Genomic DNA, 12,157 nt, shown 5'->3' on the forward strand with positions numbered 1-12,157 from the left:
ATTGGCAAGCGGTCCTTGCCGCATACCGGTACCCCGTAGGAGCTGGCTTGCCAGCAAAGCGGTCTCACCCTCGACGTCAGCGTGAATTCCACCGCCGCCAGCGCCGGTGAGCCGGCTCCTACACAGCCCGCATTGGCAATAGGTCCTTGCCACATACCGGTACCCCGTAGGAGCTGGCTTGCCAGCGAAGCGCTCTCACCCTCGACGCCAGCGTGAACGTCAACGCCGCCGGCGCCTACAGGAGAGAATCAGTCCTCGGTCTTCCAGTTCTTGCGGCTCATGTAATCGCGGGTTTCCTTGACCACGATGCCGGAGAGCAGCAACAGGCCGATCAGGTTGGGCAGCGCCATCAGGCCGTTGGCGATGTCGGAGAAGGTCCACACCACCTCCAGCGAAGTTACCGCTCCGACGAACACCACCACCGAGAAGATCAGCCGGTACGGCATCACCGCGACGCGGCCCATCAGCCGTTCCATGCAGCGCTCGCCGTAGTACGACCAGCCGAGGATGGTGGTGTAGGCATAGACCAGCACACCGATGGTCACCGTATAGATACCCCAACCGCCGCCGAGGCCCTGCTCCAGCGCCCAGGCGGTCATCGGCGCGCCCTTGAGACCCTCCTGGGTCCAGGCGCCGGTGACGATGATCGCAAAGGCGGTGAAGGTCACCATTACCAGGGTGTCGAGAAAGGTCTGGGTCATCGAGACCATGGCCTGGCGCACCGGCTTGTCGGTTTTCGCCGCTGCCGCGGCGATGGCACCGGTCCCCAGGCCCGACTCGTTGGAAAAGATGCCCCGCGCCACGCCCATCTGCACGGCCAGGATAATGCTGGAGCCAAGGAAACCACCGGCCGCCGCGCTGCCACTGAACGCATCGGTGAAGACCAGTACGATGGCGTCCGGCAGACGGTCGGCGAACACCACCAGCACGGCGACGTTGCTGATGATGTAGAGGACGATCATCACCGGCACCACGCCCGCGGCGAAACGCCCGATGCTCTTGATCCCGCCGATGATCACCACGGCAGTCGCAATGGCCATCACCAAGCCGGTGGCGGTCGGCGAGATGCCCCAGGTGTCATGAAGCTGATGGGCGGCGGTGTTGGCCTGCACCATGTTGCCGATCCCGAACGAGGCAATCGCGCCGAAAATCGCGAAGGCGATGCCCAGGCTCTTGCCCAGGGTGCCGCCGACTCCACGGGTCAGGTAGTACATCGGCCCGCCACTCTGCTCGCCCCTGGCATCGGTGACCCGGTACTTCACGCCCAACAAGGCTTCGGAGTACTTGGTGGCCATGCCGACCAGGCCGGTCATCCACATCCAGAACAGCGCGCCCGGGCCACCGATGCCGATGGCAGTCGCCACCCCGGCGATATTGCCGACGCCGATGGTCGCCGCCAGCGCGGTGGCCAGAGCCTGATAGTGAGAAACGTCACCGGGTACGTCACCCTTTTCCTTGCGTTTGACGAAAGCCAACCAGAAGGCGTGGCCGAGCACGCGAAACTGGATGCCACGCAGGCGAATGGTCAGGTACAGACCCGTGAGCAGCAGCAGGGGGATGAGCAGAAACGGGCCCCAGATAAAACCACTGATGGCCGAGAGTACAGCGAGAAATTGTTCCATCGAGGATATCCTTCTTGTTCTATCCGGTGCGGCTCGTGGCCGGCAGGAACGGCACCCGGGCTGGTAGCACGGGATGTCGAGGGATGAACGCAGATGCGTCCGTGCAGCCTTGGGCGGCAGCGTTACGAACCCTGGGAACGTAACGAAATGTTAGGCGAATCAATCGATTGCGACGGGGCCGATTGTTGCCAGGAGGGCAAGGCTATAACAACTTGCCCGCGAGAGGGGCCGAAAAAACGGGGAATTTAGCTGCAGCAGCGCACCGAATCAGGCGTTCGCCTCGCCCACCCGGGTTTCGCCAGAGGTCATTGAGCGCACTGCAACGGCAGCTGCCGCCACTGTGCCCAGGCGGCCTCCCAGCCGTCGCGGTGCGACACCTGCGCAAGGCTGACGGCCTCCACGCACCGCGCCTCGCCAAGGCCATCGAGGTACTCGCGCAGGACTTCGGCCGGTACCACACGATCATCGTCGCCCACCAGGTGACGTTGCGCCACATGCGTCAGCCGCTCACGATAATCCAGCGGCTCCAGCGAGCCGGTCAACGGGCTCAACTGGCGCACCTGCACCCAACGACGCGGGCTCAGGTTGCCCGCGAGCGTCTGCACGCTGGCGACATCATCACGGCGGGCGGCGAGCAACAGGGCCAGGGCCGCGCCACCGGAGTAGCCGACCAGTTCGAAGTCACGGTTGCCGTAGCGCGTCTTGATGAGATCGAGGGCACCGTCGAGGCTGGCCAGCACCTCGCTGCCAAAGCGCCGATCCGTCCACAGCGCGGTGTCGCAGGCATCGCTGCGCACGAACTGACAGGGCCGCGCCAGGTACAGGCTCGGTGTGGGATCGGCGAACGCCAGACGAGCCACCAGCAGGTCACGGGGAGAAGGGTCGAGGCTGGGCTGCGAACGGGTCGCCCAGGCCTGACCATCGCCTTCCAGATACACCCGAATCCGCGAGGTGGACAGCGCTCTGCCTGGCGCGCTCAGGAGCAACGGAAAGGGCGTGCTGTCGAGGGTTTGCAGGCGTTGATCCTGCTTGCCCGCCAACTCGTCGAGCTGTTGCAGCGGGGATTGGCAGCCGCTCAATGCAACGCTCAGCAATACGCCAAGAAGCAGCGCGCCCGAGCTCGCGCGGCTGGCCATCAGCATCCCGTCAGCTTCTCCTCACGGCGCTCGCCGGGAAAGAACAATGGCCGCAGGCGTACGCCCACGCCATTGCCGATGAACGCTGCCACCAGCCAGAGCCAGCCGTGCAGGCTGCCGGAGGCGATACCGCTGAAGTAGGCGCCGATATTGCACCCATAGGCCAGACGCGAGCCGTAGCCGAGCAGCAGGCCACCGATCACCGCGGCGATCAGCGAACGCAGCGGAATATTCAGGTTCGGAGCGAAGCGCCCGGCCAGGCCAGCGGCCAGCAGTGCGCCGATGACGATGCCGATATCCATCACCGTGGTGATGTCCTCCCACAGCGGTGCGGCAAGCGCCTGCGCATTGCCCGGTTGCTGCCAGAACGCCCAGGCGGAAACGTCGACACCGGAGCCCTGCAGCACCTTGGCGCCCCACAGCGCGAATGCCGACGTGATACCCCATGGGCGACCGGCCAGCGCCAGGGTGGCGAAGTTGAGCAGCGCCAGCAGCACCGCGCCCCAGATCAGCGGCCAGGGGCCACGCAGGAAACGTTGCCAGCCCTGATGCTCACTGGGCGCCGCACGCTCCAGGCTGCCATGCCGACGCAGTTCCAGACGGGCACTTAGGGCAGCGATGGCGGCGAACAAGGCGAGGCTGACCAACAGTGCGGGCACCAGACCCAGGCTGGTGACGATGGAGGTCGGCGGCAGGCTTGGCAGGGCCGACCACCACTGCAGATGATGAGTCGCGCCAACGCCACCGATGATGAAGAACAGCAGCGTCACCAGCATCCGCGCATTGCCACCGCCCACGGTGAACAGCGTGCCGGACGCACATCCGCCGCCCAACTGCATGCCGATGCCGAAGATGAAAGCGCCGACGATCACCGAAGTACCTGCCGGCGCCACCAGCCCCTTTACCGGCTCACCGAACAGCGTGCCCACAGACAGCGCCGGGAAGAACAGCAGCACGGCAATCGCCAGCATCACCATCTGCGCGCGCAGGCCGGCGCCACGGCGCTCGTTGAGCAGCACGCGCCAGGCCGAGGTGAAACCGAATGCTGCGTGGTACAGCACCAGGCCCAACGCACCACCGACGATGAACAGCAACGCCTGACGACCACTCACCGCGAAGGTGAGGGCCAGGGCACCAGCCAGCAGCAGCGCGATGGCGACCAGCGGCGTGCCTGGACGATTGGCCGGCGCGGTGGCAGGAATGGACAAACTCATATAGACCTTCGAATAACCAATTGAAACGGTCGGTTATTTTAGCCTTTCCCAAGCGCCATGGCAGTCATTGGTTAGACCGACTCATGCAGTGCCCATTTCGTCGCGCTATAAGCGGCTGGTCAATGCACCGCTGCAGATCACACCAAGCAAAAAAAGGGGCCGTTCCAGTCCATGTGAAAACGTAGCGAGCGAAGGTCAGGCAAGGCAAAAATCGGCGAAAAGTGCAGTTTACGAGGTGTAAACGAGCATTTTGAGCCGGCTTTTGACGCCGCATGAACGAGCGCAGTAGTTTTCACACAGCCTGGTTCGGCCCCCAGAGGTAAAACGGTGGGCAGTCAGGCCTCGACTTCGATCAGCACCTCGCCCGGGTTGACCCGGTCGCCCTTGGCCACGTGCACGGCCTTGACGGTGCCGGCGATCGGCGCCTGCACTTCGGTTTCCATCTTCATCGCTTCGGTGATCAGCACGGCCTGTCCCGCCTTCACGGTGTCGCCCTCCTTGACCAGTACGTCGACGATATTGCCCGGCATGCTGGTGCTCACGTCACCCGGCGCACTGGCGGTGCGGCGCTTGCTGCCGGTGCCGCCGGCGACGTAGTCGTTGAGCGCTTCGAACACCACCTCTTCGGGCATGCCGTCGATGGACAGGTAGAAGTGCCGCTTGCCCTCGCCCTTCACACCGACGCCGGTGATATCCACGCGGTAACTTTCGCCGTGCACGTCGATGATGAATTCGGTCGGTACGCCAGCCCCGCCGGCTGCCGCCACGCCGCTGCCATCGGGAATCGGCAGCAGCGCCTCGGGTTGCAGGCTGCCGGCTTCGCGCTCCTCGAGAAACTTGCGGCCGATATCCGGGAACATGGCGAAGGTCAGCACGTCCTCCTCGGACTTGGCCAGGTCGCCGATCTGCCCGCGCAGGTTGGCCATCTCCGGCTTGAGCAGATCGGCCGGCCGCACGTCGATCACTTCTTCACTGCCGATGGCCTGCTTGCGCAGCGTTTCGTTGACCTTGCCCGGCGCCTGGCCGTAGCCGCCCTGCAGGTAGAGCTTCACCTCGTTGGTGATGGTCTTGTAGCGCTCGCCGGCGAGCACGTTGAAGAACGCCTGGGTGCCGACGATCTGCGAAGTGGGCGTGACCAGAGGCGGAAAGCCGAGGTCTTCACGCACCCGCGGAATCTCCGCCAGCACTTCGTTCATGCGGTTCAGCGCGCCCTGCTCCTTGAGCTGGTTGGCCAGGTTGGAAATCATTCCGCCCGGCACCTGATTGACCTGCACCCGGGTGTCGACCGCCGTGAATTCGCTCTCGAACTGGTGGTACTTCTTGCGCACCGCGTGGAAGTACATGCCGATTTCCTGGATCAGCGAGAGGTCCAGGCCGGTGTCGTATTCGCTGCCCTTGAGCGCGGCGACCATGGACTCGGTACCGGGATGGCTGGTGCCCCAGGCGAAGCTGGAAATGGCCGTATCGATATGGTCGGCGCCCGCCTCGATGGCCTTGAGCTGGCACATCGAACCCAGGCCCGCGGTGTCGTGGCTGTGGATAAATACCGGCAGATCGATCTCGGCTTTCAGCGCTTTGACCAGATCGGCCGTGGCGTAAGGCGTGAGCAGACCGGCCATGTCCTTGATGGCGATGGAGTCGATGCCCATGGCCTGCATGGCCTTGCCCTGGGCGACGAAGGCATCGACGGTGTGCACCGGGCTGGTGGTGTAGGCGATGGTGCCCTGGGCGTGCTTGCCGGCGGTCTTCACCGCTTCGATGGCAACGCGCAGGTTACGCACATCGTTCATGGCATCGAAGATGCGGAACACGTCGATGCCGTTCTCCGCCGCCTTGGCAACGAAGGCGCTGACCACGTCATCGCTGTAATGGCGATAACCGAGCAGGTTCTGCCCGCGCAGGAGCATCTGCAGGCGGGTATTGGGCAATGCCGCACGCAGCTCGCGCAGGCGCTCCCACGGGTCCTCCTTGAGGAAGCGCACGCAGGCGTCGAAGGTCGCGCCGCCCCAGACTTCCAGCGACCAGTAGCCGACCTTGTCGAGCTTGTCGCAGATCGGCAGCATGTCTTCGGTGCGCATGCGGGTGGCCAGCAGGGACTGGTGGGCGTCGCGCAGGATGGTGTCGGTGACCGTGATTTTTCTTGTCATGGTGTGTTCCTCACAGGCCGGCATGGGCGGCGATGGCGGCGGCGATGGCCAGGGCCAGTTCGCCCGGCTTGCGTTTGATCGAGTAGTTCAGCAGCTCGGGATGGTTGTCGACGAAGCTGGTGTTGAAGCGCCCGCTGCGAAATTCGTCGTTGGCGAGAATCTGCTGGTAGTAGGTGGCGGTGGTCTTCACGCCCTGTACGCGCATGTCGTCGAGCGCACGGGAGCCACGGGCCAGGGCCTCTTCCCAGGTCAGCGCCCAGACGATCAGCTTCAGGCACATGGAGTCGTAATACGGCGGGATGGTGTAGCCGGTGTAGATCGCCGTGTCGGTGCGCACGCCCGGGCCGCCAGGCGCGTAGTAGCGGGTGATCTTGCCGAACGACGGCAGGAAGTTGTTGCGCGGGTCCTCGGCGTTGATCCGGAATTGCAGGGCGAAGCCGCGGTACTGGATGTCTTCCTGCTTGATGGAAAGCGGCAGGCCGGAGGCGATGCGGATCTGCTCGCGAACGATGTCGATGCCGGTGATTTCCTCGGTGATGGTGTGTTCCACCTGCACCCGGGTATTCATCTCCATGAAGTACACCTCGCCCTCGGCGAGCAGGAACTCCACGGTACCGGCGTTCTCGTAGCCTACCGCCTGGGCGGCGCGCACGGCGAGGTCACCGATGTAGGCGCGCTGCTCCGGGGTCAGTTGCGGGCTGGGGGCGATTTCGATGAGCTTCTGGTTGCGCCGCTGGATCGAGCAATCGCGCTCGAACAGGTGCACCACGTTGCCGAAGCTGTCGCCGAGAATCTGCGCCTCGATGTGCTTCGGGTTGACGATGCACTTCTCGAGAAACACCTCGGCCGAGCCAAACGCCTTGGTGGCCTCGGAGATCACCCGCGGGAACGCCTGCTCCAGTTCCTCGCGGCTGTTGCAGCGACGTATGCCCCGCCCACCGCCACCGGAGGTGGCCTTGAGCATCACCGGGTAGCCGATGCGATCACCTTCGCGCAGCGCCTCGGCGATATCCGCCACGTTGCCCTCGGTGCCCGGCGTCACCGGCACGCCGGCCTTGATCATGCTGCGCCGGGCCTCGGTCTTGTCGCCCATGCGGCGGATGACCTCGGCGCTCGGGCCGATGAACCTGATGCCGCGTGAGGCGCAGATTTCTGCCAGCTCGGCGTTCTCGGAGAGAAAGCCGTAGCCGGGGTGCAGCGCGTCGCAGCCGGTTTCCACGGCGAGGTTCACCAGCTTGCGCGGGTTCAGGTAACCCGCCAAAGGGTCGTCGCCAATGCCATAGGCCTCGTCGGCACGCTTGACGTGCAAGGCCTGGCGGTCGGCATCCGAATAGATGGCCACCGACCGAATGTTCATCTCGGCGCAGGCCCGCACGATACGGACCGCGATCTCGCCACGGTTGGCTATCAGGATTTTCTTGATCACGAGCCAGCATCCTCGATCACGTGAACAGGCAACCCTTTAAGGGTCGAGATATGACCGGATAACTCCACTCCGGCTTCTGTCTTAACCCTACTCGGCTGTAACAATTAACCAAAATCAATATTTATTGGGTCCTGCATAAGTAAAAACTTATGCTGGACGAACAAGAATCCACTGGAGTGGTGAATAAAATTCGCAAGTCATTGTTACGTATGACCTTTCGTCAACTTCAGGTGTTTCGGTCGGTGTGCGACAACCGCTCGTACAGCCGCGCTGCTGAAGAAATGGCCCTGACCCAGCCAGCAGTGAGTCTGCAGATCCGCCAGCTCGAGGAGCTGCTCGATCAGCCGCTGTTCGATTACGTCGGCAAGAGGCTGTACCTGACCGAGGCAGCCGAAGCCCTGCAGCGCGCCAGCGAAGACATTTTCGGCCGCCTGGAAAGCCTGGACATGCAGCTGGCCGATCTCAAGGGCTCGCTGCAGGGCCAACTGAGCCTGGCCATCGAGTCCAGCGCCAAGTACTTCATGCCGCATCTGTTCGCCGCCTTTCGCCGCGAGCATCCGGAAGTCAGCCTGCAACTGACCGTGGTCAATCACGCCCAGGCGGTCAGGCGACTGAGCGCCAACCGGGACGACCTGCTGATCATGTCCCAGGTGCCGGCGGACATGTCCCTGGAGTTTCTGCCCTTCCTGAACAACCCGATCATCGCCGTGGCGCCCGCTGATCACCCGCTGAGCCAGGCACGATCGTTGCAGTTACAGGACCTGTGTGCCTGGCCATTGCTGGTGCGCGAACCTGGCTCGGGCACCCGGCGAGCCTGTGAAGAGTACTGTCACCAGAAGCGTGCACATTTCGCCCAGTTGCAAGAGGTGGGCTCCATGGAGGGGCAGCGCGAGGGGGTGATCGCCGGGCTGGGCCTGGCCCTGATACCGCGCCATGCCGTGCGTCGCGAACTGCAACTGGGCGTGCTGCGCGAGTTACCGGTAGCCGAACTGCCGTTGTTGCGCAGCTGGTGCGTGGTGCATCCGCGGGGCAAATACCTGTCGCCTGTCGCCCAGGCGTTCTTCAATTTCGTGCGTAACGAGCGCACGCAGATTGGCGCTCTGGCCGAGCAATTCAGCGGCGCGAGCAATTCGCTGTAGGGATTTCGTATATGATATCCAAAACCCTCACCTAGCGGGTGCCTCAGCGTGCCATTACCTCCCCTGAACGCCCCGAATCTGGGCATCACCCCGTCCGCTTCCGAGGTGATCACCAAGCACCTGCGCGATGCCATCGTCTCCGGCCATTTCGCCGAAGACGAGCCGGTGCGTCAGGACGACATCGCCAAGCTGTTCAACGTCAGCAAGATTCCCGTGCGCGAGGCGCTCAAGCGCCTGGAAGCCGAAGGGCTGGTGGTGTTCCAGCGCAACAAGGGAGCGGTGGTCACGCGCATCTCCGAGCCGGAGCTGGCGCAGATGTTCGAGGTGCGCATTCTCCTCGAAGACAAGGTACTGCGCCTGGCGATTCCCAACATGAGCGAAGAGACCTTCGCCCGCGCCGAGCGCATCTGCGAGGAGTTCATCGGCGAGGAAGACATCGGCCGCTGGGCCGAACTCAACTGGGAGCTGCACGCCTGCCTCTACGAGCCGGCGCAGCGTCCGTTCCTGGTCAGCCTGATCCGCTCCATCCACGACAAATTGGAGCGCTACCTGCGCATGCAGATGAGCCTTTCCGAGGGCAAGGATCGCGCCGACCGCGAACACCGCGAGATCATCGCCGCCTGCCGCGCCCGTGACGTCGAACTGGCGGTCACCCTGCTCGACCAGCACATCATCGGCGTCTGCCGCAGCCTGTTCGAGCACCTGCCCGAGCACCGTTGAATCGGCAGGCTTAAACATACGGAAGCGGCCGTTCAGCAAAATACCTGCGGCTCACGAGATCGCGGGCGTGGCCCACTCCCACACTGAACCGATGGACACTTGCTACTGCCTTGCAAAGGTTCCTCGAACCGCGACGCCCTAGATCCGGTTCGACGCATCCAGCGCCTTGAGCAGGCGAGCGTCGTGGCCGTAGATATCGGGGCGGAACTGCACCTGCCCGTCGGCGCCGACCTGGGCTGTCCAGTACGCCATCAGGATCGGTACCGGGCGCGGCAGATCGGCACGCAGCGTGCGACCACTGTCCCACTGCCTGGCGATCCGCGCGCGGTCGGTTGGAGTGGCTTCGGCGAGCAACTGATCGACCAGCTCGGTCACCCGCTCGATGCGCACGCAACCTGAGCTGAACAGCCGCGGCAGGTTGTCGAACAGGCGCTGGCTCGGTGTGTCGTGCAGGTACACCGAGAACGGATTTGGGAAGCGGATCGCCACTTTGCCCAATGGGCTGTGAGCGCCAGCAGACTGACGAATCATCACGCGGCCAGGGCGCTCCCAGTCGACGCCACGCGGATCCACCGGATTGCCTTCGTAATCGATCACCTGCATATGGTTGGCGGCCAGATAGCCGGCGGCGTCGCGGCGCAGCTCCGGCAGTTTGTCCTCGCGCAGGATGGTCGGTGGAATCGTCCAGGTCGGGTTCAGGGTCAGGTGAGTGATCCGCGAGCGCAGCAACGGCGTCGGCCGGGCCGGGCGGCCAACCTGGGTGCGTGCCTGCCAGGCGATCGCATGGTCACGCAGGAAGATCACTTCGGCGCCAGCCACGTCGATCAGTACGCTGGTCGGCTCGATCTCGTGGGACAGCCAGCGCAGGCGCTCCAGGTTGATGCGGATCTGATCCATGCGCTCGCTGGCCGAGCGGTTCAGCTCGGCCAGCGTGCCCGGGCCGACCACACCATCGGGCTTGAGCAGGTGGTTGCGCTGGAAGGCCTTGACGGCCTCCACCAGCGCAGTGGAGTACACCGATGTTTCCTCGGCGACCAATGCCGGGGCGCCCTGGGAAAGATCGCCATGCAGTTGCAGGCGCTGCTCGAGCAGGGGCACGCGCCCGTCCACCGCACCAGGACGCAACAGGGTTCCGCCCGGAATCGCCAGCCATTGCGGCAGTGCCTGACGACGCAGATCGGCATAGCGCTGACGCAGCTCCCGGTAGGGGCCGAAATCCGGACGGGCCTGCTCGAAGGCTTGCGCCGGATCGCTCAACCCCGCCTGGGCGATGGCCAGCAGCGGTGCCTGGCTCTGCTCCATGGCCATGCTCTCGGGCTCCCAGAGCGGCTCGACCTGAGACTGCTCCAGACGCCCATAGGCCAGGTCACGCAATGCCTGCAGATAAGCCGTGGTGGCGAGCACCTCGACACAGGCGGAAAGACGTGGCGACGGGCTTTCCACCGCGGCCAGCTCACGCAGCGGCTCAAGATGGTAAGCGCGAGGCTCGAGGCCATCGTCGGCCAGCGTATCCAACTGCGCGAGCAAGGTGGGCAGGTTCTGCTCACTCCACACCGGCTGCGAACCACGCAGCAGATAGAAAGGCTCCAGCCATTCGCGATCCTTGGCGGTAAGGTTCAGGGCCGGCGATACGCAGGTCAGGCTGGGTTCGGCGAGCTGCTGTTCGAGAGGGCTGGGTGGCATGGCATCGGCCACGGCCAGAGGAGCGGTGAGGACCAACGCCCAGGCGGCGGATGAAGTGGGAGAAAACAAAGCGCCGCTCCAATTTACGACAAAGTGAATGACAGCCCGTCGGATTGGCCCGCGGGTCAGAAGATTTCGGCTGCTAGAATCGCGGGCTTTGTTGTGCCCGCATCGCCTGGCGAAGGCTCGACATATCGATGGCCGAAACTCAGAGACTTGAAATGATGACCACGATTCAGCGAATTTGCTTAGCCTTTCTTTGCCTGGCATTGCCCGTTCCGTCCCTGATGGCCGCCACACTGGCTCCCGATCCCCTGCTGGAAAGCCTGTCTGCCAAAGCACCGGCATTGAATCGCAAGGTACTCAACCATGCCATCGACGCCATGCGTTGCGCCATCAATAATGGCGCCGTACCCGCTCAACGACTGGCGGTCATCGATTTTTCCAAGCCCTCCAGCGAACGCCGCCTGTGGATCTTCGACCTGACCAGCAAACGCTTGCTGCTGCACGATCTGGTCGCCCATGGCCAGCAGTCCGGTGAAAATTTCGCCACCCGGTTCTCCAATACCGAAGGCAGCCATCAGTCCAGCATCGGCTTGTTCCGCACCCAGGAAAGTTATACCGGCAAGCACGGCTACTCGCTGCGCATGGACGGCCTGGAACCAGGCTTCAATGATCTTGCCCGCCAGCGCGCCATCGTCATACACCCGGCCGATTACGTGAACCCAGCCTGGATCAAGACCCAGGGCCGAATCGGCCGCAGCCAGGGCTGCCCTGCCGTGCGCCCGGAAGTCGCCCGCATGGTGGTAGACAGCCTCAAGGGCGGCCAATTCATGTTTTCGTACTACCCGGATAAGCGCTGGTTGCAGTCGTCGGCGTTCATCAATTGCAAGCCCGGCCTGGTCGCGAGCATCGTCAGCGCCAAAGAGGGCTGATACGCGGTCGATTGGTGGGTGCCATGCAGGGCGTCAGGAACGGCCTGGACCACTATGCCGATTTCGTCATCACGCCCGCGCAAATCCTTCAAGCCGGGCAGCCCGCCTCGCGTCACCCTGTAACCATTCAATCGG

Annotated in this window: 9 protein-coding genes; 3 read left to right on the forward strand and 6 right to left on the reverse strand. The window is 63.8% G+C overall.

Annotation, left to right across the window (positions count from 1 at the left end; translation table 11 throughout):
• Positions 1-248 precede the first annotated feature (248 nt).
• The 5 genes from QRN22_RS19325 to QRN22_RS19345 form a co-directional block, all read right to left on the reverse strand.
• On the reverse strand, positions 249-1,622 hold the full coding sequence (locus QRN22_RS19325; protein WP_042555901.1) for an alanine/glycine:cation symporter family protein: 1,374 nt from the start codon (positions 1,620-1,622) through the stop codon (positions 249-251).
• Positions 1,623-1,927: 305 nt separating this feature from the next.
• Positions 1,928-2,764, reverse strand: a complete 837-nt coding sequence (locus tag QRN22_RS19330; RefSeq protein ID WP_042555900.1) for a hypothetical protein — start codon at positions 2,762-2,764, stop codon at positions 1,928-1,930.
• The gene (locus QRN22_RS19335; protein WP_042555899.1) at positions 2,758-3,972 is read right to left on the reverse strand and encodes a YeeE/YedE family protein; all 1,215 of its coding nucleotides are present in this window, start codon (positions 3,970-3,972) and stop codon (positions 2,758-2,760) included. The genes QRN22_RS19330 and QRN22_RS19335 overlap by 7 nt, the downstream gene beginning before the upstream one ends.
• A 335-nt stretch (positions 3,973-4,307) precedes the next feature.
• Positions 4,308-6,119 (reverse strand): sodium-extruding oxaloacetate decarboxylase subunit alpha, encoded by a 1,812-nt coding sequence (gene oadA / locus QRN22_RS19340; RefSeq protein ID WP_042555898.1) that lies wholly within the window; start codon positions 6,117-6,119, stop codon positions 4,308-4,310.
• Between the two features lie 10 nt (positions 6,120-6,129).
• Entirely contained in the window at positions 6,130-7,545 is a 1,416-nt protein-coding gene (locus tag QRN22_RS19345; RefSeq protein WP_042555897.1) for an acetyl-CoA carboxylase biotin carboxylase subunit, read from the reverse strand.
• A gap of 188 nt (positions 7,546-7,733) precedes the next feature.
• Here QRN22_RS19345 and QRN22_RS19350 point away from each other — a divergent pair, with 188 nt between their 5' ends.
• Together QRN22_RS19350 and QRN22_RS19355 are read left to right on the forward strand one after the other, a co-directional pair.
• Positions 7,734-8,684: a LysR family transcriptional regulator gene (locus QRN22_RS19350; protein WP_042555989.1), complete on the forward strand. Its 951-nt coding sequence runs from the start codon at positions 7,734-7,736 to the stop codon at positions 8,682-8,684.
• A gap of 48 nt (positions 8,685-8,732) precedes the next feature.
• Complete coding sequence (locus QRN22_RS19355) at positions 8,733-9,404, forward strand: GntR family transcriptional regulator (RefSeq protein WP_042555896.1); 672 nt, start codon at positions 8,733-8,735, stop codon at positions 9,402-9,404.
• A 138-nt stretch (positions 9,405-9,542) separates the two neighbouring features.
• Here the strand turns inward: QRN22_RS19355 and QRN22_RS19360 are convergent, their stop codons facing one another.
• On the reverse strand, positions 9,543-11,156 hold the full coding sequence (locus QRN22_RS19360) for a L,D-transpeptidase family protein (protein WP_156152776.1): 1,614 nt from the start codon (positions 11,154-11,156) through the stop codon (positions 9,543-9,545).
• Between the two features lie 152 nt (positions 11,157-11,308).
• Here QRN22_RS19360 and QRN22_RS19365 point away from each other — a divergent pair, with 152 nt between their 5' ends.
• On the forward strand, positions 11,309-12,022 hold the full coding sequence (locus QRN22_RS19365) for a murein L,D-transpeptidase catalytic domain family protein (RefSeq protein ID WP_042555895.1): 714 nt from the start codon (positions 11,309-11,311) through the stop codon (positions 12,020-12,022).
• Positions 12,023-12,157 lie beyond the last annotated feature (135 nt).

Origin of the sequence: Pseudomonas sp. MEJ086, assembly GCF_030209025.1 — a bacterium.
Taxonomy (GTDB): Bacteria; Pseudomonadota; Gammaproteobacteria; order Pseudomonadales; family Pseudomonadaceae; genus Aquipseudomonas; species Aquipseudomonas fulva_A.

What these genes read in the sequence shown, in the direction of transcription:
- QRN22_RS19325 (WP_042555901.1), bottom strand. Translation starts at nt 1,622, where the DNA reads ATGGAACAATTTCTCGCTGTACTCTCGGCCATCAGTGGTTTTATCTGG.
- QRN22_RS19365 (WP_042555895.1), top strand. Translation starts at nt 11,309, where the DNA reads ATGATGACCACGATTCAGCGAATTTGCTTAGCCTTTCTTTGCCTGGCA.
- QRN22_RS19330 (WP_042555900.1), bottom strand. Translation starts at nt 2,764, where the DNA reads ATGCTGATGGCCAGCCGCGCGAGCTCGGGCGCGCTGCTTCTTGGCGTA.
- oadA (WP_042555898.1), bottom strand. Translation starts at nt 6,119, where the DNA reads ATGACAAGAAAAATCACGGTCACCGACACCATCCTGCGCGACGCCCAC.
- QRN22_RS19335 (WP_042555899.1), bottom strand. Translation starts at nt 3,972, where the DNA reads ATGAGTTTGTCCATTCCTGCCACCGCGCCGGCCAATCGTCCAGGCACG.